We start from the raw sequence: 26,148 nt of genomic DNA, 5'->3' as shown, positions 1-26,148 counted from the left end.
GCGGGCCGTCTTTGCCGCCTGCGGCGGCGGGCGCCCTGCGGGCGCGTCCTCAAACGCCGGACGGCTGGTTGTGGCTGAGCTCAGCTCAATCAAGCCCGTCCGGCGATTGAGGACACCACCGCGCAGCGGGGGTGCGGCCGACACGGCCCTAGGCCGCGGGAGCGGGAGCGGGCGCGGGGATGTGCTGGGTACCGATCCGCTTGCGGAAGACCCAGTACGTCCACGCCTGATAGCCGATGATCAGCGGCGTCATGGGCACCGCGACCCACGTCATGATCTTCAACGTGTAGGGGCTGGAGGCCGCGTTGGCCGCCGTGAGGTTCCAGGCCGGGTCGAGGGACGACGGCATGACGTCCGGGAAGAGCGCGAGGAAGACCAGCGCGAAGACGGCCGCCACGGTCACCCCGGAGAAGGCGAAGGTCCAGCCCTCGCGTCCGAAGTGGTTCATGGCCAGCGCCGCGATCAGCGCCGCCCCGGCGACGATCAGCGCGACGAGGCTGCGGCCGTTGCCGGACTCGATCTGCGTCCAGCCGAGGAAGGTCACCCCCAGCACGCCGGAGGTCATACCGAGGACGGTCGCCCGGGACCGCGCCCGGTGACGGATGTCGCCGACCGTCTTCAGCGTCGCGAACACCGCGCCGTGGAAGGTGAAGAGCACGAGCGTGAGGGCACCGCCCAGCAGGGCGTACGGGTTCAGCAGGTCGAGCACGTCACCGGCGAAGTTCTTGTCCCGCCCGATCGGCACCCCGCGCACGATGTTGGCGAAGACGACGCCCCACGCGAAGGCGGGCACCAGCGAGCACCAGAAGATCGCGTGCTCCCAGTTCAGCTGCCAGCGCTCGCCCGCGCGCTTGTGGCGGTACTCGAAGGCGACGCCGCGCAGGATCAGACAGACCAGGATGAGCAGGAACGGCAGGTAGAAGCCGCTGAAGAGGGTGGCGTACCAGTCAGGGAAGGCGGCGAAGGTCGCGCCGGCCGCGGTGATCAGCCAGACCTCGTTGCCGTCCCAGACGGGTCCGATCGTGTTGATCAGCACCCGGCGTTCCGTGCGGTCCCTGGCGAGGAGCTTGGTCAGGACGCCGATGCCGAAGTCGAAGCCCTCGAGGAAGAAGTAGCCCGTCCACAGGACGGCGATCAGCAGGAACCAGAGGTCGTGGAGGTGCATGGTCGGTGTCTCCGTTCCGCCGCGTCAGTACGCGAAGGTCATCGGCTTGTCGGCGTCCTCGGGCTCGCCGGCCCCCGGCGAGGGGAGCCGCAGCCTCGGGTCCTTCGTGGGCGGCTTCTCGTCGGTGTCCGGGCCGGCCGTGGCGTACTTCACCAGCAGCTTCACCTCGACGACGGCGAGGATCCCGTACAGCAGCGTGAAGATGCCCATGGAGGTGAGGACTTCGGCCTGGCTGACGCCGGGCGAGACCGCGTTGCCGGTCTTCATCAGCCCGTAGACGGCCCAGGGCTGGCGGCCCATCTCGGTGAAGATCCAGCCGAAGGAGTTGGCGATCAGCGGGAAGCCCATGGTGAGGATGCCGATGCGCCAGGACCACGTGGTGAAGAACGGGCTCATCTCGCGGGTCCGCGTCAGCATCAGCCGCGGGACCTCGTTCTCGCCCGTGCGGAACTGCGGCGCGAGCCAGAACTTCTTGCGCGTGGTCCACAGCCCGATCAGCGCGGCCACGAACGACGTCATCCCGAAGCCGATCATGAGGCGGAAGCCCCAGAAGGTCATGAAGATGCTGGGGATGTAGTCCTCGGGCTTGCCGCCGTAGCGGGCGGCCTCCTGCGCGGCGATGTCGTTGATGCCGGGGACCGCGTCGCTGAAGTTGTTGTGCGAGAGGAAGGAGAGCAGGCCGGGGATCTCTATCTCGACGCTGTTGTGGCCCTTGGAGACGTCGCCGACCGCGAAGACCGAGAACGGCGCCGGTGCCTTGGTCTCCCACAGCGCCTCGGCGGCGGCCATCTTCATCGGCTGCTGCTCGAACATCACCTTGCCGAGGCTGTCGCCGCTGATCGCGGTGCCGAGCCCGGCGATGACCGCGACGACGAGCCCGACGCGCAGCGAGGTCCGCATCGCGCCGATCTGGTGCCGCTGCTTCTCGCCCGGCTCCTCGCCGCGCAGCTGCTTGCGCTTGGCGCGCCACAGGTGGAGCGAGGCGATGCCGACCACGAACGCGCCGCCGGTGAGGAAGGCGGCGGTGAGGGTGTGGAAGACCACGACCAGGGTGGTGTTCTGCGTCATCACCGCCCAGATGTCGGTGAGCTGGGCCTTGCCGGTCGCCTTGTCGATGACGTAGCCGACGGGGTGCTGCATCCAGGAGTTCGCGGCCAGGATGAAGTACGAGGAGAGGATCGTGCCTACGGCGACGATCCAGATGCACGCGCAGTGGATCTTCTTGGGCAGCTTGTCCCAGCCGAAGATCCACAGCCCGATGAAGGTCGACTCGAAGAAGAAGGCCAGCAGGGCCTCCATCGCGAGCGGCGCCCCGAAGACGTCACCGACGAACCGGGAGTAGTCCGACCAGTTCATGCCGAACTGGAACTCCTGCACGATGCCGGTGACCACGCCCATCGCGATGTTGATGAGGAAGAGCTTTCCCCAGAACTTCGTGGCGTGGAAGTACTTCTCCTTGCCGGTGCGGACCCACGCCGTCTCCAGCCCGGCGGTGATGGCCGCCAGGCTGATCGTGAGCGGGACGAAGAGGAAGTGGTAAACGGTGGTGATGCCGAATTGCCAGCGCGCCAGCGTTTCCGGCGCCAGAGCCAGGTTCACGCGGTCTCTCCTTGCCTCTTGCGACACCGGCGACTCACGTCACCGATGGTTTGCACCCTTTTGCCCCAGTGAAAGCGGGGCATAAAAGACGCGCTTGTGAACGCGTTCACATTCACAAGCATTATGGCGCACCCGCTTTTCGGACAATCAAGGGGGGGTACCGTTCGGCCCTAGCGGCCCGGGCGACGGCCCAATGCCGGACGGGCTGGTGGTGGCTGAGCTCAGCCACCACCAGCCCGTCCGGCGCTTGAGGACGCGCCCGCAGGACGCTCGCCGCCGCAGGCGGCAAGACGGCCCCGTAGCCAAAGACCCGCCGGGACGGCTACAGCTCCTTGCGGAACGCCTCGGCCGTCTGCACGAAGAGGTCGTTCGCCTCGGTCTCACCGATCGTCACCCGGACGCCCTCCGGGAACGGCCGTACGACCACACCCGCGCGCTCGCACGCGGCCGCGAAGTCCTGCGACCGCTCCCCCAGCGGCAGCCAGACGAAGTTGGCCTGCGACTCCGGCAGCGTCCAGCCCTGCCCGGTCAGCGCGCCGACGACCCGCGCCCGCTCCGCCACCAGCGCGTCCACCCGCTCGCGCAGCGCGTCCTCGCTGCGCAGCGAGGCGACCGCCGCGTCCTGCGCCAGCTGGGTCACGCCGAACGGCACGGCCGTCTTGCGCAGCGCCGCCGCGACCGGCTCGTGCGCGATGGCGAAACCGACGCGCAGCCCGGCCAGCCCGTACGCCTTCGAGAAGGTGCGCAGCACGCAGACGTTCGGCCGGTCACGGTAGAGGTCGATGCCGTTGGGGACGTTCTCGTCGCGGATGAACTCGATGTACGCCTCGTCGAGCACCACCAGGACGTCGGAGGGCACCCGGTCCAGGAAGGACTCCAGCTCGGCCCGTCGCACGACCGTGCCGGTGGGGTTGTTGGGGTTGCAGACGAAGATCAGCCGGGTCCGGTCGGTGATCGCGGCGAGCATCGCCTCCAGGTCGTGCACATCGCCGTCGGTCAGCGGCACCGGCACCGGCGTGGCACCCGAGACCTGCGTGATGATCGGGTACGCCTCGAAGGAGCGCCAGGCGTAGATGACCTCGTCGCCGGGGCCCGCCGTCGACTGGATCAACTGCTGCGCGACGCCGACCGAGCCGGTGCCGGTGGCGATGTGCGTGACGGGCACCCCGAAACGTTCCGCCAGCTCCACCATCAGGCCCGTACAGGCCATGTCGGGGTAGCGGTTGAGGGAACCCGCGGCCTCGATCGCGGTCTCCAGCACACCGGGCAGCGGCGGGTAGGGGTTCTCGTTGGAGGACAGCTTGTACGCCACGGGGCCGTCGGCGGCGGCCGGCTTGCCCGGCTTGTAGGTGGGAACGCCGTCCAGCGCGGCGCGCAGCTTCGGGGTCTTCTCGGTCACCGCAGGTCCTCCTCGACATCCCGTGCGCGAGGTCGTCGCACGGGGAAAGCGCACACGAATAACGGACATGAATACTGCACACCTTAAGAGGATTGCCCCGGGCGGCGTCCAGCATCGAGTACGACTGCCGCGCTCGGCGGCCGTCGTCCGCCGTATCCGCGCGGCACGGCTTCCCGCACCGGGGGAGCGCTCCCCTTTTTCCCGCGCGCCGGTGGCGGGCGCCGTGGCGCGCATCCCCCGTGAAGGTGAGTTGAGACCTCTTCGAGACCTGAACCATTCATGAGACGCGGATATGCCAGGGGCGCGCGGCCCCTCATACAAGCCCCCAACTGGCTTTGTTTCCATGGTCATTAAGGGGATTTGGTCGTGCAGAAACGTGCCTGTCAACAGCGAAAAACGGATCCCCGCCAACGGACCAACCGAGCCCTACTATCGGCTCGCCATGACAGCAGCAGGGAAGCACCAGGTGAGCCGGACGGATCTCTCCCGCAGGGGCGGCCGTCAGGGCCGTGCGGGTATCCGGGACGTGGCCGCCGCCGCCGGGGTGTCGATCACGACCGTCTCCGACGCGCTCAACGGCAAGGGCCGGCTACCGGACGCGACCCGCCGCCATGTCCGCGAGGTCGCCGACCGACTGGGCTACCGCCCGTCGGCCGCGGCCCGCACCCTCCGCACGGGCAAGTCCGGCCTCATCGGCCTGACCGTGACCACGTACGGGGATGAACCTTTCACCTTCACCGAGTTCGCGTACTTCGCCGAGATGGCCAGGGCCGCCACCTCCGCCGCCCTCGCCCGCGGCTACGCCCTGGTCATCCTCCCCGCGACCTCCCGGCACGACGTGTGGTCCAACGTCGCCCTCGACGGCACCGTCGTCGTCGACCCCTCCGACCACGACCCCGTGGTCTCCGACCTGGTCCGCCAGGGCATCCCCGTCGTCTCCGACGGCCGCCCCGCCGGCACCCTCCCCGTCACCGCCTGGGTGGACAACGACCACGAGGCGGCCGTGCTCGGCATCCTCGACCACCTGGCCGCCGCCGGCGCCCGGCGCATCGGGCTGCTGACCGGCACCACCACCGACACCTACACCCGGCTCTCCACCACCGCCTATCTGCACTGGTGCGAGCGGGTCGGCCAGGCCCCGGTCTACGAGGAGTACCCCGCCCACGACCCCTGCGCCGGGGCGGTGGCCGCCGACCGGCTGCTCGCCCGCCCCGACCGGCCCGACGCGGTGTACGGCCTGTTCGACCCCAACGGCACCGACCTGCTGGCCGCCGCCCGCCGCTACGGCCTGCGGGTGCCGGACGACCTGCTGCTCGTCTGCTGCAGCGAGTCCACGGTCTACGCCACCACCGAGCCGCCCGTCACCACCCTCTCGCTCAAGCCGCGGCGCATCGGCACGGCCGTCGTCCAGCTCCTCATCGACGCCATCGAGGGGCTCGACACCGGGCAGCCGGTGGAGCAGGTCATACCGACGGAGCTGATCGTGCGCACGTCCTCCGAGCGCCGTCCGCCGCGCACCACCGTCAGTCCCCCGCGCGGCCCCGCCACGCCCTGACCGCAGCCGGTCAACCAAGAACACGAGCCGGTCACCCGAAGCCCTGAACGGTCAACCCGAGCACCGGGGCCGAACAACCGGACAACGGACGAAAACGGAACCCCGCGAGCCGAGCGGACCGCCGTGACAACGGCGTATATCGGCCACGGCAGAAATCCGTCAGCCACAGGAGAGGTCCGTCACCAACCCCAGGACGGCTTCTCCGGGCCCCCGCCAAGGGGAGCGAACAACCCCAATTGGGGAGAAATGACCGGCGTCGCCGCACGTCCTCCTCGATTGGCAGCCCCTGGTGCGTGCACAAGCCACGACGGTCATTCCTATGATGGGCGCACGACACCACGGACCGCCGTCGACCAGGCAAGGTCCACAAGGTGCACGGCGGCGCGATGGTGGAGGGGTCGATGACTCAGGGGGCCGGTCAGGGACCCGTACGGACCACGGCGGCGGTGCCGCCCTTCCCCGGGTACGCCGCGCCGCCTCCCATGCCCGCGTACGCCCACGCGGCCCCGCCCGTGGAGCCGCCCTCGGAGTACCCCCCGGGCTACACCCCGACCGCCCGTGACCTGCCGGTCATCGGCCAGGGTGCCGCCCCGCGGGACGTACCGACCGTCAAGCTGACGCCGCTCACCGACCCGCAGGCGGCGCCCGTGCCCGGCGGCCCCGGTCCGCTGTTCGTCGTCGGCGACGTCCACGGCTACCTCGACGAGCTCTACGAGGCGCTCGCCGCCCAGGGGCTCATCGACGCGAACGGCCAGTGGGCCGCGGGCAACGCCCGGCTGTGGTTCCTCGGCGACTTCACCGACCGCGGCCCGGACGGCGTCGGGGTCATCGACCTCGTCATGCGGCTGTCCGCCGAGGCCGCGGCCGCCGGCGGCTACTGCAAGGCGCTCATGGGCAACCACGAGCTGCTGCTCATCGGCGCCAAGCGGTTCGCCGACACCCCCGTCCACTCCGGTGCCGGCACCGCCTCCTTCCAGGCGGCCTGGCTGCTCAACGGCGGCCAGCGCACCGACATGGAGCGGCTCCAGGACCACCACATGCAGTGGATGTCCCGGCTCGACGCGATGGCCGAGGAGGACGGGCACCTGCTCGTGCACTCCGACACCACCGCCTACCTCGACTACGGCGACTCCATCGAGGCCGTCAACGACGCCGTCACCGAGGCCCTGCAGCGCAACGACCCGGACGAGGTCTGGGACCTGTTCCGCAAGTTCACCAAGCGGTTCGCCTTCCGCGACGACGAGGCCGGTCCGCTGGCCGTGCGGGAGCTGCTCGACACCTACGGCGGCGGCCGCATCGTGCACGGCCACAGCCCCATCCCCTACCTGCTGGGCGAGGTCGGCACCGAGGACGCGGACAGCGACGAGGACGGCGGCCCGCTGGTCGACGGCCCGCACCTGTACGCGGACGGACTCGCGGTCGCGATGGACGGCGGGGTCACAATGGCCGGAAAGCTACTGGTGGTGCAACTTCCGCTGGGTGCCTGAGGGTTCAGTGCGCCGGCGCACGGGCAGGTACGGGGTTCCACTGGCGCGGGGTAATTCGGCAAACTCTCTGTCACCTCGCGACAGAACGGCTCTACCATCGGCTTATCCGTAGCAGGCTCTCCTCCGTTTCCGCCCACTGCCGGTGTAAGCCGGCGACGAGGCCCTACGGAGCATCGGGGGATGCACATGAACAGCGCTCCGCACCTGCTGGCCGAGGACCGCCCGGAATTCGAGCGCGTCCTCGACCAAGCGTTGCGTACCGCAGACCATGACCCGGAACTGGCCGCCGCGATAGGACAGCGGCTCGACGCAGAACAGCTCCGCACGATGGCGCACAGCGCCATGGCCGCGATCGCGGCCTGTGCGGCGACCGAATACCAGAGCTTTCTGAAGGCGCGCGAAGAACTGCGCGCGCCCGCCAATGCCGCCCAGCCCCAGCCGGTCGGCACCGGCCCGCGCGGCGCCGACGGCGGCGCCGGGGGCGGGGTCGCGCCCCTCACCGTCGTCGGTGACGTCTCCGAGGCGGCCGGCGCGGGCGCCGGCGCGGTCCTCGCCGTACTCGCCCCGGTCCTCGCCGGGATCGCGGCGCTCCTCTTCCTCCTCGTCGGCTACGTCCTGCGCACGGTCGCGTCGAACGAGGCCGTGGCGGACCCGATGATCACCGTCGGCTGGTGGTTCGCCGGCCTCACCGTCGCCGGAGTGTTCGTCGCCATGGCCGGCATGCTGGTCACCGCCCTGCGCAACGGCTCGGGCCTGGCACAGGACGCGCGCGGCATCCGGCTGAGCGAGGACGCCGAGCGGGCGCGCGACGTCTGGCGGCAGGCGCTGCTGGAGCGCGGCATGCTGCCGTTCCTGCGCGAGTCCCTCGCCAACGCCCCGGTGACACCACGCACACCGCCCGCCCCCTCACCCACTCCGCCGACACCCCCGCCCCGGGCCCGCGACCCCCACAGCCGTACGCCGACCCTCGGCTACTCCCGCCCCGGCTTCTCCAGCCCGGACGACGAGTCCTCCCCCAGCCCCCGCCCGGGCTACTCCCGCCCCGACTTCACCAGCCCCGATTACGGCGGCCCGGACCACCGGCCGGACTGAGTCCGCAGCCACCGAAGGCGGCGCAGGACGAGAGAGCCACCGCACGGCGCGCGGTGGCTCTCCTTGAGGGCGTTCGTGGGACGTGGGGTCAGTCGGCCAGCGGCAGATAGACCCGGTTGCCGCTCGCCGCGAACTCCTTGGACTTCTCCGCCATGCCCGCCTCCGGGTCGACGGCCAGGTCCCCGCCGTGCTCACGCCGGATGTCCTGCGAGATCTTCATCGAGCAGAACTTCGGCCCGCACATGGAACAGAAGTGCGCGGTCTTCGCCGGCTCCGCCGGAAGCGTCTCGTCGTGGAAGGCGCGGGCCGTGTCCGGGTCGAGGGCCAGGTTGAACTGGTCCTCCCAGCGGAATTCGAAGCGCGCGTCGGACAGCGCGTCGTCCCACTCCTGCGCGCCCGGGTGCCCCTTGGCGAGGTCCGCCGCATGCGCCGCGATCTTGTACGTGATGACGCCGGTCTTCACGTCGTCGCGGTCCGGCAGGCCCAGGTGCTCCTTCGGCGTGACGTAGCAGAGCATCGCCGTGCCCCACCACGCGATCATCGCCGCACCGATCCCCGAGGTGATGTGGTCGTACGCGGGCGCGACGTCGGTCGTCAGCGGGCCGAGCGTGTAGAACGGCGCCTCCTCGCAGATCTCCTGCTGGAGGTCGATGTTCTCCTTGATCTTGTGCATCGGGACGTGCCCGGGGCCCTCGATCATCGTCTGCACGTTGTGCCGCTTGGCGATCGTGTTCAGCTCGCCGAGCGTCTTCAGCTCCGCGAACTGCGCCTCGTCGTTGGCGTCCGCGATCGAGCCGGGGCGCAGCCCGTCGCCGAGGGAGTACGTCACGTCGTAGGAGGCGAGGATCTCGCAGAGCTCCTCGAAGTTCTCGTACAGGAACGACTCCTTGTGGTGCGCCAGGCACCACGCGGCCATGATCGAGCCGCCGCGCGAGACGATGCCGGTCTTGCGGCGGGCGGTCAGCGGGACGTAGCGCAGCAGCACGCCCGCGTGGACGGTCATGTAGTCCACGCCCTGCTCGGCCTGCTCGATGACCGTGTCCTTGTAGATCTCCCAGGTCAGCTCCTCGGCCTTGCCGTCGACCTTCTCCAGCGCCTGGTAGAGCGGCACGGTGCCGATCGGCACGGGGGAGTTGCGCAGCACCCACTCGCGCGTGGTGTGGATGTTGCGGCCGGTGGAGAGGTCCATGACCGTGTCGGCGCCCCAGCGGGTCGCCCAGGTCATCTTCTCCACCTCCTCCTCGATGGAGGAGGTGACGGCGGAGTTGCCGATGTTGGCGTTGACCTTCACCAGGAACTTCTTGCCGATGATCATCGGCTCGATCTCCGGGTGGTTCACATTGGCCGGAAGCACGGCCCGGCCCGCCGCGATCTCCTCGCGGACGGTCTCGGGAGAAACGTTCTCCCGGAGCGCCACGTACTCCATCTCCTCGGTGATCTCACCGCGGCGGGCGTACGCGAGCTGCGTGACGGCGGCGCCCGACCGGCCCCGGCGGGGCTGGCGGGGGCGGCCGGGGAAGACCGCGTCGAGGTTCTTCAGGCCCCCGCGCGGCGAGGTGTGCTTGAGCCCGTCGTCCTCCGGCCGCATCGGGCGGCCCGCGTACTCCTCGGTGTCGCCCCGGCCGACGATCCAGTTCTCCCGCAGCGGCGGAAGACCGCGCCGGACATCCGTCTCGACGGCAGCATCGGTGTACGGGCCGGACGTGTCGTACAGCCGTACGTCCTGGCCGTTGGTGAGGTGGACCCGCCGTACCGGAACCCGAAGGTCCGGCCGCGAGCCGGTCACGTAGTCCTTGTGCCAGCCGATCTGGCCGGTTTCGGACGTGCGTGCATCCTGCGAGGTCATGAGACCAGACTCCCTACGCCGGCATTACCCGGTAACAGGTTCGGCGGTCGGCGCAGCGGCTTCCGCACGACGTACGTACGGAGGTCAGCGCCCTCTCAGCCCGGTGCTCCGAGCTCCCGCGATTGCAAAGGTGGCACCACGCTAGCGCTTCCCCCGTCCGGAGGACCAGTGGGGCTTGCGATGATGCGGGGCGTGACCAGCCCAGACCGTAGTCCCCAGTCCCACGCGCACTCCCACGCGCATTCCCACTCGCACAGCCACGGCCCGGCCGCCCCCGTCTCCGCGCATCTGCGGAAGGTGATCGCGGCGGTGCTGATCCCGTTCGCCGTCGCGGTGGTTGCCGGTCTGATCGTGCTCTGGCCCGGTGGCGCGCCCCCGCACAAGCCCTCCGGGCTGGGCGTCGACCAGCAGACCCGGGCGGGCCGGGTCGTCAAGATCGAGGAGGTCGATTGCGCCAAGGTGGGCGCCCTGCCGCAGCAGCAGGGGCAGCCCGGTGGCCAGGGCGGTCCCGGCGCGCCGGCGCCGCCTCCGGGGTCCTGCGAGACCGCGACCATCGAGGTCGCCGAGGGCCCGGACAAGGGCAAGACCTTCACCGAGGTCGTACGGCCGGACTCCTCACGCCGCTACTCCGTGGGCCAGGAGGTGGTGCTCGCCCACGCGCCGAAGGCCCCGGAGAATCTGCGGTATTCGGTCACGGACGTGGACCGGACGGTGCCGATGATCGTCCTCGCCGTGCTGTTCGCACTCGCGGTCGTGGTCGTCGGACGGCTGCGCGGCGTCTTCGCGCTGATCGCCCTGGTCATCAGCTTCGGCGTGCTGACGATGTTCATCCTCCCGGCGATCCTCCAGGGTTCGAACCCGCTGCTGGTCGCCGTGGTCGGCGGCAGCGCGATCATGCTCATCGCGCTCTACATGTGCCACGGCCTCACCGCCCGGACGTCCGTGGCGGTGCTGGGGACTTTGACGTCGCTGCTGGTCATCGGACTGCTCGGCTCCCTGTTCATCGACTGGGCGCATCTGACGGGCAACACGGACGACCAGACGGCCCTGGTCCACGGCCTCTTTCCGCAGATCGAGATCCAGGGTCTGCTGCTGGCGGGGATCATCATCGGTTCGCTGGGCGTCCTCGACGACGTGACGGTGACGCAGACGTCGGCGGTGTGGGAGCTGAAGGAGGCCGACCCGAGCGCGAGTTGGCGCAAACTGTATGGATCCGCCATGCGGATCGGCCGGGACCACATCGCGTCGGTGGTCAATACGCTGGTGCTGGCGTACGCGGGCGCGTCGTTGCCGTTGCTGCTGTTGTTCACGATCGCGGACGCCGGGGTGGGGACCGTCGCGACCAGCGAGCTCGTCGCGGAGGAGATCGTACGGACGCTGGTGGGCAGCATCGGGCTGGTGGCCTCGGTCCCGGTGACGACGGCCTTGGCGGCGCTCGTCGTCAGCGCCGACCGCCACACGGCGAAGGGCAAGGCCAAGGGGAAGCCCGGGGCGCGCACCGGGGGCAAGGGCGGCAGGCGCCGCCGCGCGAAGTGACGGGACGAGGACGGGGCGGATCCCTGCCGTCGGGCCTGTCCCGGTGACCGGGCCGACCTCGATGGGCCTGGGCGTCCTCGATGGGCTGGGGCGCCCTCGATGAGCCTGGCGCCCTCGGTGGGTCTGGCCGACCCGAGGGGCCTGGCCGACCCCGATGACCTTCCCGTCCCGCAGGGAGGGCACCGACCGGGGCACTAACCGGCGTTCTGCCCCTCGGGGTTACCGGCGAGGATGCTGTCGAGGGCGGCGGCGAGCTCGTAGTCGAAGTCGGCGACGGAGCGCTCCTCACCGAGCGGGGCGATGCGGTCGGTCCGGTCGAGGAAGGCCACCAGGGCCGCGGCCCCGGCCCGGAACAGCGCGCCTTCGCCGCCCACTTGCAGCCGGATGAAGACGTCGGACAGGTGCTCGGCGGAGGCGGGGGAGATGTGCACATCGCCTTCGCCGGACGGCTGGCTCAGCCCGTCGAGCAGCAACTCCCGCGCGAACGCCCAGGTCACAGGCGCGTCGCCGGGAAGGTGGAAGGTGAACTTCACCGCGTAGGGGTCGCTGCTGTCGTAATCCAGCGCCACCGGGATCCGGAAGGACAGCTCCTCGGAGACGAGGAACGTCATGATCACTTCCGCCTGAACTGTTTCGCGCATCGCCCAATGTCCCGTCTATGTCGGTTTTGGCCGGGATTGGATCCCCATGAACCTATTGGCGCCATAGTCTGACAACAACGCCTACCAGACCACAAGGAGTGATTTTTCAGATACTGATAGAGATCGTGAGTGAGCATACGAGCTTCCTGACTCTGGAGCGTAGCGACTCGACTACAGGGAGGAGTCGATCCGGGAGATTCGACGGTTGAGAAATCGCCAGAGTCGCCGGATCCATTGACGCCGAACCGGGACGGGTTCGGCTAGTCGGCAAAGGCGGCGGCAAGCGCGTGACGAGGGCGTATTCCCTTGCCTCGCGCTCCGGTTGACGTCACGGCGGGGTGGGTTCGCGATGGAGCAGAGGGTGCTTCTCACGCACACTGTGCCGCATGGAGGGATATACCGGGAAGAGGGAGGGATGATCCCGCTAGTCCGCTTCGTCGAGTTGACTCCGTGTGACGGATGGGTCACGTCGGGCGGAAGACCCGAACCCGCGCGCGGCAGATGGGCGTAAGCCAGAAAACGGAAAAACCCGCCTCGCGGGTTAATCGCGCGGCGGGATTGCCGTTGGGTGAGGCCGCCCCGGAGTCGAGCCGGGCAGGAGTGTGTCGAGCCGGCCGGGACCGTCGATGCCTGTCGGGCCGGGCTGTGACGTCGGCCCGGGTGCCTACCAGTCGCCCTTCGAGGACGACGAGGACGACGTGAACTTCTTGACGACGAAGACGAGACCGCCGATCAACGCCGCGAGCAGCAGCAGCTTGAAGGCAAACGTGAGCACGAAGCCGAGCACGCTGACGATCAGGCTGCCGAAGACGGCGAGCACGAGGACCGGCACGGCGATCCACTTCACCCACCAGGGCAGTCCTTCGAATATCCCCTTCTCGGCCATGTCGTCCCTGCTTTCCGCTCACGAGTCCGCACGGTTCACGAGTCCGTCCGGAGCCGGATGATCCGGCCTGCTCTCGATGCTAGGACGGACCGGTGGGTCCGTGGGGTCCCCGCAGCCCCCGTCCATCCCTGAGCGTCCCCCTACGGGACACCGGGGGCCGGGCTCAGCTCTCAGGCGGAGAGAAGACCACCACGACCCGGAGATCCTCGCTGATGTGGTGGAACTTGTGCGCCACCCCGGCGGGTACGTAGACGACGCTGCCCCGCGCCACCTCCGTGGTCTCCAGCCCCACCGTGATCGAGGCCCGGCCGCTGACCACCAGGTACACCTCGTCCTGGGCGTGCGGGCTCTGCGGGTCCGCGTCGCCCGCGTCCAGCGCGTACAGCCCGACCGACATGTTCCGTTCGCGCAGGAACTGGAGGTAGGCGCCCTCGTTGGCGGCCCGCTCCGCTTCCAGCTCGTCCAGCCGGAACGCCTTCATCCGTCGTTCACCCCTTGCAGTGCCGATCCTCGCCGGGCCGATCCCGTCTGCAACGATCTCATCATGAAGAATTTCGTAGTCAAGACGATTGCCAATGCGGCGGCCATGGCGGTCGCGATCTGGCTGCTCAAGGGCATCACGCTGTCCGGGGAGAACACCGCGCGCAAGGTGCTGACGCTGGTCGCCGTCGCGTTCCTCTTCGGCGTGGTCAACTTCGTGGTCAAGCCGGTCGTGAAGCTGCTGTCCTTCCCGCTCTTCATCCTCACGCTCGGCCTCATCACGTTGGTGATCAACGCGTTGATGCTGCTGCTGACCTCATGGTTCGCGAACCAACTGGACTTGGCCTTCCACGTCGAAGGCTTCTGGACCGCCCTGATCGGTGGTCTGATCATCTCGATCGTGGCGTGGGCGATGCATGTGATCCTGCCGGACGAGCAGGACTGACGGAGAGGGGCTGCGGCATGACCGGAGACGGGACGAGGGTCGTACGGGCGGGACTGCCGGAGCCGCGGGCGAACGAGCCGGCGCTGCCGGGCCCGGCCTTCGCCGCCCACTACCACCTGCCGGGCGAGGTCGCGGGCCCGTACACGTACGGCCGCGAGGGGAACCCCACGTGGACGGCGCTGGAGCGGGCGATCAGCGAGCTGGAGTACCCGGTGGGGGATCCGGCGGAGGTTCCGGCGGCCGAGACGATCACGTTCCCGTCCGGGATGGCGGCGATCTCCGCCGTGCTCTTCTCCCGGCTGCGGCCGGGCGACACGGCCGTCCTGCCCGGTGACGGCTATCAGCTGCTGCCCGCGCTACGCGAGCGCCTGGAGGACTTCGGCGTCACGGTCCGCACCGCGCCGACCGGCGGCGACGCACAACTGGGCGCCCTGGACGGCGCCCGCCTGCTGTGGATCGAGACGCCCTCGAACCCGGGCCTCGACGTGTGCGACATCCGCCGCCTCGCCGACGCCGCACACCACCGCGGCGCCCTGGTCGCCGTCGACAACACCCTCGCCACGCCGCTCGGACAGCGCCCGCTGGAGCTGGGCGCGGACTTCTCGGTCGCCAGCGGCACCAAGGCCCTCACCGGTCACGGCGACGTACTCCTGGGCTATGTGACCACTCTGGACCCGGAGCTGGCGGCGGCCGTACGGGCCTGGCGCAAGACCACAGGAGCAATCCCGGGCCCCATGGAGGCCTGGCTCGCCCACCGCTCCCTCGCCACCCTCCAGCTCCGCGTGGACCGGCAGGCGGCGACCGCCCTCGCTCTCGCACGCGCCCTGCACGACCGGCGCGAAGTGACCGCCGTGCGCCACCCGGGCTTGCCGGACGACCCGGCGCACGCGGTCGCCCTGCGCCAGATGCACGGCGGCCGCTTCGGCTGCGTGGTCTCCTTCGTCCTCCCGGACCGGGCACACGCGGAGCGATTTCTGGCCGCGCTGCGGCTTGTCGACGAAGCGACCAGTTTCGGCGGGGTGCGGTCGACGGCGGAGCGGCGCGGACGCTGGGGCGGGGACGCGGTGCCGGAAGGTTTCATCCGTTTCTCGGTGGGCGTCGAGGACACGGAAGATCTTGTCGATGACGTATTGACGGCACTGAACTTCGCACAATCGCACGGGGTTTGAAACCCCCAGGACCACCGGCGCCATGCGTTACGGAGATCCGGTCAGCCGTGCCACACCCCGGTCACGGCGGTGGCTCGGACGTAGTCGGCGAAGTCGCGGGGCTCGCGACCGAGCACTCGCTGAACACCGTCGGCGAGTTGGGCGAAGCGGTTCTCGCTGATCCAGCCGAAAAGCAGGTTCAGCATGGCGGTGAAGTCCTCCGGCAGGCCGTTCTCCGTGCCGTAGGCCGCGAAGTCGGCCGACGAGACGGGACGGTAGGTGATGCTCCGGCCGGTGGCGCGGGCGATCTCGTCGACCACCGCGCCCAGGCTCAGCAGCCGCGGTCCGGACAGCTCGTACGCCTGCCCGCCGTGGCCGTCCTCGGTGAGAGTGGCCACGGCGACGTCGGCAATGTCTTCGGCGTCGATGAACGGCTCGACACCGTCCCCGGTCGGCAGGACGACCTCACCGTCAACGACCTGCCCTCGGAAGAACGACTCCTCACTGAAGTTCTGTACGAACCAGGCCGGCTTCAGGATCGTCCACTCCGCGCCGGATTCCCGCACCGCCCGCTCACAGGGAAGCTTTTCCTCACCATCCGACACCGCCCAGTCGCGGTGGGACAACAGCACCAGCCGCTCGACACCGCTGGACACGGCAAGCTTGCTGAAGGAGCTCATCGACGGCGCGGCGTCACCGAGCCGTGAGTCGACCAGGTAGGCCGCGCCGGCGCCCGCCAGCACCGGCTCCCACGTGTTCTCGTCGTCCCAGTCGAAGGGGTTCGGCCCCTTCCTGGAGGCCACCCGCACGTCGTGTCCGCGTTGCTGGAGGCGGACGACCACGCGGCGTCCCGTCTTGCCCGTGCCGCCGAGGACCAAAATCGGTTTCATCGTCATGTGAGGAGTCAACCGCTCGCCGGTGAGACGGAGAATGGTCTACCCGCTCACATCGATGTCTGAGCGTCTAGGCTCGGCCCCATGGATGCGTTGGCGGCCCTGCTGTACGAAGTGCGATCCGATGGCGCCTTGTTCAGCCGGAACATCGTGGCCCCACCGTGGTCGGTCCGGATCGCCGACCGAACGCCACTCACCTTGATCACCATGCTGCGCGGCACGGGTTGGGTCGTCCCCGACGACGACGCCCCCGTTGAGCTCGGCCCTGGCGATGTGGCCATCGTGGCGGGGTCGGAGCCGTTCTCCATCGCCGACGACGCCGACCGACGAACACCGCCGCTCTACGTGGTGCACGACCCCTACCACTGCACGACGGCCGACGGGGACGAGGTCGGCGACGACCTCATACAGAGCCTCCGCACCTGCGGGAACAGCCTGGACGGCCCGACCGTCATGCTCACCGGCAGCTATCGGGTCGGCGGCCGGGTATCCGAACGACTGCTGAGCGCGCTTCCCCGGGTGCTCGTGGTCCGCAACGACGGCCGGCCCGGCCCGATCCTGGAACTCACCGCCATGGAGATCAGTCGGGACGACCCGGGACAGCAAGCCGTCCTCGACAGACTGCTGGACCTGTTGCTGCTCTCCACCCTGCGTGAATGGTTCGCCCGTCCCGAGGCCGATCCACCGGGGTGGTACCGAGCCCTTGGCGACCCCGTCGCGGGCAGGGCACTACGGCTGATCCACGACCGACCCGAACACCCGTGGACCGTGACGGCTCTCGCCGAGGAAGCCGGTGTGTCACGAGCGACGTTCGCCCGCCGCTTCAGCGACCTGGTCGGCCAGCCGCCCATGGCCTATCTGACCGACTGGCGCCTCGCGCTGGCAGCCGACCTGCTGGCGCGCACCGAGGCCACCGTGGAATCGATCGCCCGACAGGTCGGCTACCGAAGCGCCTTCGGGCTGAGCGTGGCCTTCAACCGCGTGTACGGAATCCGCCCCAGCCAGCACCGCACGGCCGCCGCCCGGACGGCCGGTTAGGAAGCTACCCGGTGTGGGCAGTTGGCGACGGAATCGAGCACAGCTGATCGCAATGAACCACGCGTGCGATCAACGCAGTTGAGTGCGCTTGGGGGGTGCGGACATTGCGCTACGGTGGCCGGGAATCGGCTGCTTCGTCATGAGAACGAGGCGGCCCTCGGCGGTGCGCCAACACCGGTCGAGGGCCTTCACCCACGAGGTCTTCGAAGGAGACCCAGGATGCTCCGGCATGCTATCGCTCCCGAGCGTTTCTTCACCCAGGTATCGAACGAGATCATCCGCCACCCACGCCTGTCGGCGGCGGCCGTGCGGCTGCTGACCTGGCAGTTGTCGCTCCCGGACAGTGTGAGAGCTCCGCTGTCGGAGACGGCGAGGGACGCGGGGATCAAGAAGACCGCGTTCATCCGCGCGAAGCGGGAACTGATCGCGGAGGGCTACTTCCACGAGTGGCGCCGCCAGGGTGAAGGCGGCCGGTGGGGGACGACGCAGATGGTCTCCAACGTGGTCCTCACGGAGGAAGAGGCCCTGGCGTTACGGGACGGGCCCCGACCGACTGCCCCGGAACCGGCCGTCGGTCAACCGGAGGACCGGGCCGTCGGCCATCACCCAACAAACACAGAGGGGAAGAAAGAGAACCCTCCCTCCCAGCCCTCCCACGTACCCGCTCCGCTCATCGAACGTGGAGGTCTGATCCTGGCCTCGGTCTCCCACAAGGAACGCCGACTGCGGCTCAACGGCCGCGATATCCAGCAACTCGCCGCCCTGGCAGGCGAATGGCTCTTGAGGGGAGCCACGGCGAAGGACCTACGTGAGGCCCTGACGGACGGGCTACCGGGCCGCGTCCACTCCCCCGCAGCCCTGGCCCGCAACCGCCTGACCCGCAAGATGCCGGAGCCTCCGCCGTTCGCCACCCCCGTCGCCGCCCCGCAACCGTTGCGCTCCTGCGCAGGCACCTGCGACCGCGTATTCCGCCCGGTCGCGGACGAGACCAAATGCCGCGACTGCCGACAGGAAGCAGCGGCGTTCACCAGTAGCGGCGCGGGGGCGATGACCGTTCAACCGGCATTCTGAGCAGCCGATATGTCGAATAGCGCTCCAGGCCGCAGCAGTTACATGTGTCCTTGTCGACTGTGCGCGTCCACCCGGACAGTCGAGAACAGGCGGAGACCAGGCGGCCCACCACGCGGGTCACGGGTGGGCCTCGCGCTGATGTCGACCCATGAGCACCGCGGCATCGGTCATCGCCGACTTGTCGCCCCGCGCCTCGGCATCCCGCCGACCCTCCCTGGTCCGCTCACACCCGTCGCACCGATCCGCCGGGTCGGCGGCCCGGCACTCCTCGAACGTGGCCAGCCGCAACGCCGTCGGCGGCACCTCCCACTCCCGCCCACCCTCAGGCCGCCGCACCTGCACCCGAGGCCCAATCCGGCCCATCACCTGCGCGAACGTCCCGTTGCCCGTATCGACCACGTACGCACCTTCCCGGTACGACATCACGTCCCGCCTCCGTGGCTGTTCGGATCACTGTCACGAACACCGTCGCGGGTCACGGATCGGCAACCAATCCCAAGGCCCTATAGGCCGCCCTATAGTCGACATGTGGGGGATCACGTCGTGGACCTCTGGACTCACCCTCGGCTGACGGCAGCGGTCGCGAGCCAGGATTGGGCCGTCCTCTTGAGGACGTACCGCCGGCTCACCGGCATCAGCCAGACGAAGCTCGGCGGGCTGGTCGGACTCGTACAACCGGACGTGTCCGACATCGAGCGGGGCCGCCGTCGGGTGACGTCCGTGGAGGTGCGGCAGCGCATCGTGTCCGGGCTCGGAATTCCCCCGGCACTGCTGGCCACCGTCGGGGAACGGGCCGTCCCGCCTCCTGTCACCGGCCTGGCCCTGACGGGCATCGCTCCGGACGCGGACCTTCTGGCGCGCGTGACGAATGCCGTCGGCGGCGCCGAACGGGTCGACACAGCGACTCTGGACTGGCTCGACCGGCTCTTGGCCGAGCACCGGCGGGCGGAGGACGTCATCGGCTCCCGGCCACTGACCGACGTGATGCGTCAGCAGCTCCGCACCGTGGTGGATCTGCACTCCGGCGCCCGGGGCGAACTGGCGGACCGGGTCGTCCGACTCGCCGCCGAGCACGCGCAGTTCCTCGCGTGGATGGCACAGGACCAGGCCGACAGCGCTGCGGCGCTGGCGTGGTACGACCGGGCCCACGTATGGGCTCTGGAGGCCGGTGACGCCGGCATGGCGGCGACCACGCTCAGCATGAAGGCCCACATGGCCTGGTCCGGCGGGCTCGGCACCCGGTGCGTACGGCTCGCCGAGGCCGCCCGCTGGTCCGTCCCGGGCACTTCCCTCGGGGTGCGGGGCATGGCCGCACAGATGGAGGCACGCGGACACGCGCTCAACGGCGACGCCGACGAGTCCCACCGCCTCCTCGACGAGGCGCAGACCCTCATCGGCCAGGCAGCCGAGCGCCCCGAGGACGAGCCGCCCTGGATGTACTTCTACGACGAGACCTGGTTCGCCCTGCAACGCGGCATGGCAGAGATGCACTTGGGAAGCTGGTCGGTCGCCATCGGACACCTCACCGGCGGACTCGCCGCCCTGCCCGACGACTACCGGCGCGACAAGGCCTGGTACCGCGCCTGCCTGGCCCACGCGGCTGCCGGTGCGGGAGAGGCGGAGCAAGCCTTGACGGTCGCGCTGCAAGCCGTCCCGGACGCGGCCGCCGTCGGGCGGCCGCACGCATGGAACGAACTCCACACCACGGCAGCCGCGTTGCTCCGACACAGAGCCCCGGAGGGGCGGCACCTCGTGGCCGCTCTCAAGGCGCACGACTGATGCGCGCCACACGAGCCGACCTGAGCGAAGCGACCTGGCGCAAGAGCAGCTACAGCAACCCGTCCGGGGGCGACTGCGTCGAGGTCGCCGACAACATATCCGGCGTCGTCCCCGTCCGGGATTCCAAGAACCCTCACGGCCCGGCCCTGGCGATCCCCGTCAGAGCCTGGGCCGCGTTCATAGCCGCGCTGTAAGCCGGACGCCCACAACGGCCGTAGCGGGGATGCCCGGCGGCTAAGCCACGTACCGCGGCGCCCCTCCGGCAAGGAGACGGCTCGAGCCTCCCCCCTCTTGGCTCGAGCCGTCGCGGTTCCGACGCGCGAGGAACCGCGCGACCAAGGCTAGTTGACTCTGCGTCAGTGTCCAATCACGCTAGCGACACAGCCCTATCGACTTATTTATAGTTCCGATACGAGCGGTTGGCGGCGAGCCGGGGAGAAGACATGGATCTGGCCCTCTTACGCACGTTCGTCACGGTGCACCGGGCCGGGTCGTTCACCCGCGCCGCCGCTCTGCTCGGGCTGTCCCAGCCCGCCGTCACCGGCCAGATCCGGACCTTGGAGCGGCAGTTGGGGCGGCCGCTGTTCGTCCGGCAGGCGCGCGGCGTGAGTCCGACGAGCATCGGGGACGAGCTCGCGCACAAGATCGCGCCGCATGTCGACGCGCTGCTGGAGATCACCGAGGCCGATCTCGACGAGCAGTGGGCCAACCGCACGCTGCATCTGGCCGGACCGCCGGAGTTCATCGCCGTGCGGGCGCTGCCCGCGCTCACGCCGCTCGTGGCGCAGGGGCTGACCGTGCGGGCGGCACAGGGCATCGCGGAGGATCTCTTCGAGGCGCTCGCGGCGGGCCATCACGACCTCGCGATCACCACGTCACGGCCGCGCGGCCGGCTGCTCACGGCCACCCCGCTCTGCGACGAGGAGCACGTGCTGGTGGCGGCCCCGCGCTGGGCGGCCAGGCTCGGCGGGGCGGCGGTCGTGCGGGACAAGGGGGTGCGGGCGCTGGAGCATCTGCCGGTGGTCGAGGTGCACGAGTGCCTGCCCTTCGTGGCCCGCTACTGGGCCGCCGTCTTCGACAGCAAGCCCATCACCGCCGGCACCGTCGTCGTCCCCGATCTGCGGGCCGTGCTCGCCTGTGTGGCCGCCGGGGCGGGACTCGGGGTGCTGCCCAGGTATCTGTGCGCCGACGCCCTCGACACGGGCGAGGTCGTGGCCCTGCTCGACCCGCCCGTACCCCCGCTGCGCACGTATTTCCTGGTCGTACGGACCGGCACGCTCGCCCACCCCCACCTGGCCCGGGTGCACGAGTGGCTGCTGCGTGCCGCCGTCTCCTGGTGAGATCCGGTGGGAAACCGATGGGAAAGGGGATGCCGGGAAGGGGTTTCGCCAGGGGTCCCGCGCGGCAGATGTCCCGTATGACCGAACGTCCAGTGGTCAAACGCACCGCCCGCGCCATCCTGCTCGACGGCGACATCGGCACCACGTCCCATTCCGACCTTCAGATGATCCTGATCAAACGGACGAAGCCCGGCGAGGATCCGTATTGGATCACCCCGGGCGGCGGCGTGGAGCCGGAGGACACCACCGTCGTCGCCGCTCTGCACCGCGAGGTCGACGAGGAGCTCGGCGCGAAGGTCTTCGACGTCGTTCCCGCGTTCGTCGACACCGTCTCGCACTCCCTGCACCACGCCGCGCACGGTGTGAAGGTGCAGCACTTCTTCGTCTGCCGCCTGGCCTCGATGGACCTCTCCCGGCGGCACGGCCCGGAGGTGGACCAGCCGTGCGGGACGTACGAGGTGGTGCGCATCCCCTTCACCAGGGAGGGCGTCGCCTCCGTGGAGATGGTGCCGCCGTCGCTGCGCGCGTACCTCGACGCGAACATCGAGGGCGTACGGGCGCTGCTCGCCGACGACCTCGGCTGAGCGGTCCTCCTACCCCCGGTCCGTCGACGACGTCGTCAGCTCGTCGATCCCGTCGTGCCTTATTCGGTGGGACGGTATGCCGATGCCGACGAGGGTGTCCACGCCGCTGCGGATCATGCCCGGCGGGCCGGAGAGGTAGGCGTCGTAGGCGGGCCAGGGCCCGTACTCGCGGACTATGTGGGTGAGTTGGCCGCTCAGTCGGCGCGTGGGGCCGTCGGAGACGACGGGGCGGACCGACAGCCACGGGTGCGACCGCTGGAGGCCGAGCATGGTGTCGATGTCGTAGAGGTCGTCGTCGTGCCGGGCGCCGTAGAAGACCTCGACCGGACGGCGGCGGCCGTGCTCCGCGACGTCCTCCACGAGCGCCTTGATCGGTGCGATGCCGGTACCGCCTCCCAGGCACAACAGCCCGTTGTCAGTGGTGTGGTCGACAATCATGGAACCGGCAGGGGGCCCGAGGCGCAGGACGTCACCGGGGCGGGCGTGATGGACCAGGGCGTTGGACACCCAGCCGGCCGGTACGGCCTTCACGTGGAAGGTGAGCAGTCCGTCCGAGCGGGGTGCGGACGAGAAGGAGTAGTTGCGCCAGATGCGCGGCCACCAGGGCGTTTCCAGACTGGTGTACTGCCCGGCGAGGAAGGGGTAGGGCTCCTCGGGCCGTACGGTCACGACGGCGATGTCCCGCGTGCGCAGCTCATGGCCGACGACCTCGGCCTGCCACCAGGCCGGAGAGCTCTGCTCGTCCTCGGCCGCCGCGTCGATCATGATCTGCGAAACGGTCGTGTAGACGCGCACCCAGGCGGCCTCCGTGGCCTCGCTCCAGGTGTCCGACGCGAAGCGGGTGAGGGCGGCGATCAGGCACTCGCCGACGGCCGGGTAGTGCTCGGGCAGCGTGCCGTATTTACGGTGCCCACGACCGAGGTGGGAGAGGTATTCGGTGAGCGTCGCGGTGTCGTCGGCGTGCTCGGCGGCCGTCAGCAGCGCCTTGAAGAGCCGGTCGCGCTGGGTGTCCATCGCGACGGGGAACAGGGACCGCAGATCGGGGTGGCGGATGAAGAGCAGCGCGTAGAAGTACGACGTGGCCTTGTCGGCGACGGGTTCGATCTCGGCCAGCGTGCGGCGGATCAGAACGGTGTCGGGGGAGGGGGCCGATCCGGCCCGCCGGACGGGTAGTCGATCGCGAGCCGGTGGCATACCCGGGGCCGGGGGCTGCGCATCGGCGGGGGCGGAGGCCGCTGCGGACGAGGCCGGTATGGAGGCCCCCCATCCAGTGACCGGGGCCCATCCGGTGCCCGGGGCCCGACCGGTGCCCGGGGCGGGGGGCGGCGTCGGGAGCTGCCCGGCCGCCGGGGCCGGCAGTGGCTCGGCGGGGCGCCGGTGCCGTCGGCCTCGCGGCAGCGGCGGATCCTGCCGGTCAGGGTGGGCCTGCTGGTCGGTGCGGGCCTGCTGGTCGGGCGCCTCGGACCATTCCGGCGCAGGACGGTCGGGGGGCGCGGACCGTTCCGGCGGCGCGAGCCGTTCCGGCGGCGCAGGCCATTCTGGTGGCGCGGACCGCTCCGGTGGCGCGGACCGTTCCGGGGGCACGGACCGTTCCGGGGGCGCGTACGGATCCTGCCGGTCCGGCTGCTCCATCTGCCCGACGTACCCCGACTGGTACAGGGGCGCCCACCGGCTCGAAGGGGCCGCCGGTGGTGGCTCCGGCTGCGGTTGGCGGCCCGGTCGCTCAAGGCGGCTTCCGTACCCCGGATCCACCGAGGATCCACTCGGTTCCGGCCCTTCCCGGCGGTTGAACGGCACCGGGTCGCCGTCGGGCGCCGGGGGCCGCCACACCGCGCTGATCGGCAGCCCGGGGTCGTACCCGGCATCCCGCTCGGTCTCCGGCAGCATCGCGCGCGCGACGGGTTCCCAGCCGGTCGGCCGGTCCCCGCTGCCGCCGGTCTCCTCGGCAGCCACCTCCCGCGACGGCTCCGGCGCCGCCGCGTCCGGCACGGGACGCGGTGGGGTGAACCAACCCCGCTCACCCGCGGTGCCGAAGGAGCCTCCATCGGCCGACGTTGGGGTCGGAGCATCCATCAGTGCCTCGCCTCGAACATCTCTCGGTCGGTCTTCGCACTCCCGCCGGAACCGGAAAGTGCCGCGATTCCCCGATTTGCCTCGGGCCGCTGTACCAGTCCGCGTAGCATGCCACCGTCTGACCCGACTACGGGCATTTAGCCGGAAGTTCAAGTGCCAGCAGGCCCGTTGAGGTTAAGCTGAACCATTTCCCGGACAGTCGGCCGTCAAATGGCCGACACTCCGGCGGCGTTGACCCTACAGGGCGCGACCCGATGCACAAGCGTCACACCAATTACCCCTGGCTTCCCACCAGTTCGTACGCCTCTCGAAGGTCGCGTCCTGTATACGCGTGCACGGCGACGTCCCTTACGTGATGGTCCGCGTTGACCGCCACCGACACCGGAACCACCTCGAACAGGCGGGCGTCCGACATCGAGTCCCCGTACGCCACACAGTCACCGCGGCTCAGACCGAACTTCTCGCAGAGTTCGTCCGCGATCCGCACCTTGGCCGCCGCGTCGAGGATGCCCGCCGGGTTCACCGGCTCGCGGAACGGCACCGCGGGCCAGAGCGAGCCGTGGGCCGCGTCCGCACCCCAGGTGAGCAGGCGTTCCACGAAGAAGCCGGGCGAGAGGGAGATCACCGCGCAGCGCTCGCCCCGCGCCTGGATGTCCGCCCAGACCTCCCGGATGCCCGAGAGCCAGGGCGCGCCCTCGAACGCCGCCGCCACCTGCGCCTCGGTCAGGTCCGCCCACAGCTCGACGGCCAGCGCCGCGAACCGCGGCGGCGTCAGCTCCCCCGCCGCGAACCCCCGCTCCAGCTCGTCGATCTCCCGCTCCACCCCGAGTTGCCGGGATATCTCGATCGCCGCCGCCGATCCGTACATCAGCGTGCCGTCGAGATCGAACAAATGCAGTCTGGTCATGGGCTCGAGGGTAGGCGTACTCGCCGCCGAGTACGCGCGAATACTCCCCTGGTCAGACGCCCCGGGCGGGCTCCCGCGCGACGGTTGGGGCATGCGGCAGCTCACTCGCCCCGCGCGCCGGGGCATCCTCGTCGTCCACGTCGTCACCTCGGTCGGCTGGCTCGGGCTCACGCTCGGGCTGCTGGTCCTCGGGATCACCGGCGCGACCACCGCCTCCCCACAGACCCAGGCCGCCGTCTACCGCTCCATGAAGCTCTTCGGCGACTGGCTGATCATTCCGCTCAGTCTGTCCGCCCTGGTCAGCGGCCTGGTCCTGTCCCTCGGCACGCCCTGGGGCCTGGCCCGGCACCGCTGGGTGTACCTCAAGTTCTGGCTGACCCTCGGCGCGACGCTGGCCTCCGCCCTCTCCCTGCGCCCCGCTCTGAACGAGGCGGCGGCATCCGTCGCGACGGGTGACGGGGTCGCCGCCGCCACGAGCCAGGACCTCCTCGCCGCCCCGATCGTGTCCCTGAGCCTGTACGTCTTCATGACCGCGATCTCGGTCCTCAAGCCCTGGGGACTCACGGCACGCGGCCGCCGGCACCGCGCCGCGCGCCGGACGGCGGGGGCACGTACGACGGCGGGGGTACGTGAGGCCGGCGCCCCACGTACCCCCGCCGTCCATGACACCGGCGATCAGCCGCCCAGCACGGCCTCGATCGCCGACACCGCGAAGCGGTGATCCTGCTCCGGCGCGCCGCCGCCCACCCCGATCGCACCGACGAGGCGCCCGTCGCGGTGCAGGGGCACGCCCCCGGCGATGAAGAGCAGCGGGCGGTCGAGCGCGGTCGGCAGGGTGTGGAAGAGGCCGCCGGGCTGGACGGCATCGACCACGTCGGCGGTCGGCGCGTCCAGCTGCAAGGCGGTGAACGCCTTCCGCGTGCTGGTCTCCCCCGCGATCAGCACGGCCCGGTCGTCCCGGCGGAAGGCCAGCGGGTGACCGCCCGCGTCGAGGACGCTGACGGCGATCCGAACGCCCTGCTCCTCGGCGGCCCGGCGCACGGCGGCGACGAGGGCGTCCGCTTCGTGCGTGGTGAGCGGGCGGACGGGGGTCGCGGTCTCGGTCTCGGTGATGGTGGCGGTCATGGGAAGTGCTCCTTGCGATGTGCGGTGATGCGGGGGGGTGTGGGGGCAGCGAGTCGGGC

The 26,148-nt window shown here is 70.2% G+C and carries 26 protein-coding genes; 13 read left to right on the top strand and 13 right to left on the bottom strand.

The genetic code is table 11. From position 1 onward, the window contains the following. Positions 1-148: 148 nt before the first annotated feature. The 3 genes from cydB to hisC form a co-directional block, all read right to left on the bottom strand. A complete protein-coding gene (cydB, locus tag FHS38_RS19055; protein ID WP_184734898.1) occupies positions 149-1,165 on the bottom strand; it encodes a cytochrome d ubiquinol oxidase subunit II in 1,017 nt (338 codons plus the stop codon). A gap of 24 nt (positions 1,166-1,189) precedes the next feature. Continuing rightward, positions 1,190-2,764, bottom strand: a complete 1,575-nt coding sequence (locus FHS38_RS19050; protein WP_184734896.1) for a cytochrome ubiquinol oxidase subunit I — start codon at positions 2,762-2,764, stop codon at positions 1,190-1,192. Between the two features lie 322 nt (positions 2,765-3,086). Then, a complete protein-coding gene (gene hisC / locus FHS38_RS19045; protein WP_229822875.1) occupies positions 3,087-4,163 on the bottom strand; it encodes a histidinol-phosphate transaminase in 1,077 nt (358 codons plus the stop codon). A 442-nt stretch (positions 4,164-4,605) separates the two neighbouring features. On the opposite strand from hisC, the gene FHS38_RS19040 reads away from it, so the two are divergent. The 3 genes from FHS38_RS19040 (at position 4,606) to FHS38_RS19030 (ending at position 8,297) form a co-directional block, all read left to right on the top strand. Then, positions 4,606-5,718, top strand: coding sequence for a LacI family DNA-binding transcriptional regulator (locus FHS38_RS19040; protein WP_184734892.1), 1,113 nt, complete (start codon positions 4,606-4,608; stop codon positions 5,716-5,718). Between the two features lie 401 nt (positions 5,719-6,119). Then, positions 6,120-7,205 carry a metallophosphoesterase gene (locus FHS38_RS19035; RefSeq protein WP_373301868.1) on the top strand — a complete coding sequence of 362 codons (1,086 nt, stop codon included), beginning with the start codon at positions 6,120-6,122 and terminating at the stop codon, positions 7,203-7,205. Between the two features lie 180 nt (positions 7,206-7,385). Further along, a complete protein-coding gene (locus tag FHS38_RS19030; protein WP_184734887.1) occupies positions 7,386-8,297 on the top strand; it encodes a hypothetical protein in 912 nt (303 codons plus the stop codon). Positions 8,298-8,385: 88 nt separating this feature from the next. Here the strand turns inward: FHS38_RS19030 and thiC are convergent, their stop codons facing one another. Beyond that, the gene (thiC, locus tag FHS38_RS19025; RefSeq protein ID WP_184734885.1) at positions 8,386-10,143 is read right to left on the bottom strand and encodes a phosphomethylpyrimidine synthase ThiC; all 1,758 of its coding nucleotides are present in this window, start codon (positions 10,141-10,143) and stop codon (positions 8,386-8,388) included. Positions 10,144-10,326: 183 nt separating this feature from the next. On the opposite strand from thiC, the gene FHS38_RS19020 reads away from it, so the two are divergent. Beyond that, positions 10,327-11,679 (top strand): YibE/F family protein, encoded by a 1,353-nt coding sequence (locus FHS38_RS19020; RefSeq protein ID WP_373301873.1) that lies wholly within the window; start codon positions 10,327-10,329, stop codon positions 11,677-11,679. A 194-nt stretch (positions 11,680-11,873) separates the two neighbouring features. Here FHS38_RS19020 and FHS38_RS19015 read toward each other — a convergent pair whose 3' ends face one another. From FHS38_RS19015 to FHS38_RS19005, 3 genes are all read right to left on the bottom strand, one after another. Beyond that, a complete protein-coding gene (locus FHS38_RS19015) occupies positions 11,874-12,320 on the bottom strand; it encodes an SsgA family sporulation/cell division regulator (protein WP_130878532.1) in 447 nt (148 codons plus the stop codon). A gap of 664 nt (positions 12,321-12,984) precedes the next feature. Beyond that, complete coding sequence (locus tag FHS38_RS19010; protein ID WP_184734883.1) at positions 12,985-13,206, bottom strand: DUF5326 family protein; 222 nt, start codon at positions 13,204-13,206, stop codon at positions 12,985-12,987. Positions 13,207-13,369: 163 nt separating this feature from the next. After that, a complete protein-coding gene (locus FHS38_RS19005) occupies positions 13,370-13,687 on the bottom strand; it encodes a cupin domain-containing protein (RefSeq protein ID WP_130878534.1) in 318 nt (105 codons plus the stop codon). Between the two features lie 63 nt (positions 13,688-13,750). Here FHS38_RS19005 and FHS38_RS19000 point away from each other — a divergent pair, with 63 nt between their 5' ends. Both FHS38_RS19000 and FHS38_RS18995 read left to right on the top strand, forming a co-directional pair. Continuing rightward, positions 13,751-14,131 (top strand): phage holin family protein, encoded by a 381-nt coding sequence (locus tag FHS38_RS19000; RefSeq protein ID WP_184734881.1) that lies wholly within the window; start codon positions 13,751-13,753, stop codon positions 14,129-14,131. 17 nt (positions 14,132-14,148) lie between these two features. Then, positions 14,149-15,300 (top strand): cystathionine gamma-lyase, encoded by a 1,152-nt coding sequence (locus tag FHS38_RS18995; RefSeq protein ID WP_184734879.1) that lies wholly within the window; start codon positions 14,149-14,151, stop codon positions 15,298-15,300. 41 nt (positions 15,301-15,341) lie between these two features. Here the strand turns inward: FHS38_RS18995 and FHS38_RS18990 are convergent, their stop codons facing one another. Beyond that, a complete protein-coding gene (locus tag FHS38_RS18990) occupies positions 15,342-16,175 on the bottom strand; it encodes an NAD-dependent epimerase/dehydratase family protein (RefSeq protein WP_184734877.1) in 834 nt (277 codons plus the stop codon). 81 nt (positions 16,176-16,256) lie between these two features. Between FHS38_RS18990 and FHS38_RS18985 the strand changes: the two genes are divergently transcribed. Both FHS38_RS18985 and FHS38_RS18980 read left to right on the top strand, forming a co-directional pair. Further along, entirely contained in the window at positions 16,257-17,210 is a 954-nt protein-coding gene (locus FHS38_RS18985; RefSeq protein ID WP_184734875.1) for an AraC family transcriptional regulator, read from the top strand. Between the two features lie 219 nt (positions 17,211-17,429). Continuing rightward, a complete protein-coding gene (locus tag FHS38_RS18980; protein ID WP_184734873.1) occupies positions 17,430-18,281 on the top strand; it encodes a hypothetical protein in 852 nt (283 codons plus the stop codon). Here FHS38_RS18980 and FHS38_RS36370 read toward each other — a convergent pair. Together FHS38_RS36370 and FHS38_RS18975 are read right to left on the bottom strand one after the other, a co-directional pair. Then, on the bottom strand, positions 18,235-18,390 hold the full coding sequence (locus FHS38_RS36370) for a DUF6255 family natural product biosynthesis protein (RefSeq protein ID WP_373301872.1): 156 nt from the start codon (positions 18,388-18,390) through the stop codon (positions 18,235-18,237). The genes FHS38_RS18980 and FHS38_RS36370 overlap by 47 nt on opposite strands. 8 nt (positions 18,391-18,398) lie before the next feature. After that, positions 18,399-18,707: a hypothetical protein gene (locus FHS38_RS18975; RefSeq protein ID WP_184734871.1), complete on the bottom strand. Its 309-nt coding sequence runs from the start codon at positions 18,705-18,707 to the stop codon at positions 18,399-18,401. 117 nt (positions 18,708-18,824) lie between these two features. Here FHS38_RS18975 and FHS38_RS18970 point away from each other — a divergent pair, with 117 nt between their 5' ends. The 4 genes from FHS38_RS18970 to FHS38_RS18955 all read left to right on the top strand — a co-directional run bounded on the left by FHS38_RS18970 (position 18,825) and on the right by FHS38_RS18955 (position 21,984). Beyond that, complete coding sequence (locus FHS38_RS18970; protein ID WP_184734869.1) at positions 18,825-20,060, top strand: helix-turn-helix domain-containing protein; 1,236 nt, start codon at positions 18,825-18,827, stop codon at positions 20,058-20,060. Next, positions 20,060-20,254 (top strand): DUF397 domain-containing protein, encoded by a 195-nt coding sequence (locus FHS38_RS18965; protein WP_184734867.1) that lies wholly within the window; start codon positions 20,060-20,062, stop codon positions 20,252-20,254. The genes FHS38_RS18970 and FHS38_RS18965 overlap by 1 nt, the downstream gene beginning before the upstream one ends. A 249-nt stretch (positions 20,255-20,503) precedes the next feature. Then, positions 20,504-21,400, top strand: a complete 897-nt coding sequence (locus FHS38_RS18960) for a LysR family transcriptional regulator (RefSeq protein WP_184734865.1) — start codon at positions 20,504-20,506, stop codon at positions 21,398-21,400. 77 nt (positions 21,401-21,477) lie between these two features. Then, the gene (locus FHS38_RS18955) at positions 21,478-21,984 is read left to right on the top strand and encodes an NUDIX hydrolase (RefSeq protein WP_184734863.1); all 507 of its coding nucleotides are present in this window, start codon (positions 21,478-21,480) and stop codon (positions 21,982-21,984) included. Between the two features lie 9 nt (positions 21,985-21,993). Here FHS38_RS18955 and FHS38_RS18950 read toward each other — a convergent pair whose 3' ends face one another. Both FHS38_RS18950 and FHS38_RS18945 read right to left on the bottom strand, forming a co-directional pair. Further along, on the bottom strand, positions 21,994-23,616 hold the full coding sequence (locus FHS38_RS18950) for a globin domain-containing protein (RefSeq protein ID WP_373301871.1): 1,623 nt from the start codon (positions 23,614-23,616) through the stop codon (positions 21,994-21,996). Positions 23,617-24,331: 715 nt separating this feature from the next. Further along, on the bottom strand, positions 24,332-24,964 hold the full coding sequence (locus tag FHS38_RS18945) for an HAD family hydrolase (protein WP_184734859.1): 633 nt from the start codon (positions 24,962-24,964) through the stop codon (positions 24,332-24,334). Between the two features lie 91 nt (positions 24,965-25,055). Here FHS38_RS18945 and FHS38_RS18940 point away from each other — a divergent pair, with 91 nt between their 5' ends. Beyond that, a complete protein-coding gene (locus FHS38_RS18940) occupies positions 25,056-25,685 on the top strand; it encodes a DUF2269 domain-containing protein (protein WP_229822873.1) in 630 nt (209 codons plus the stop codon). Here FHS38_RS18940 and FHS38_RS18935 read toward each other — a convergent pair. Next, the gene (locus tag FHS38_RS18935; RefSeq protein WP_184734857.1) at positions 25,640-26,089 is read right to left on the bottom strand and encodes a GlcG/HbpS family heme-binding protein; all 450 of its coding nucleotides are present in this window, start codon (positions 26,087-26,089) and stop codon (positions 25,640-25,642) included. The two genes, FHS38_RS18940 and FHS38_RS18935, sit on opposite strands and share 46 nt — an antisense overlap. Positions 26,090-26,148: the final 59 nt, after the last annotated feature.

The organism is Streptomyces netropsis (assembly GCF_014203545.1).
GTDB classification, from domain to species: Bacteria; Actinomycetota; Actinomycetes; order Streptomycetales; family Streptomycetaceae; genus Streptomyces; species Streptomyces netropsis.
This window is presented reverse-complemented; position numbering and strand designations above follow the sequence as displayed.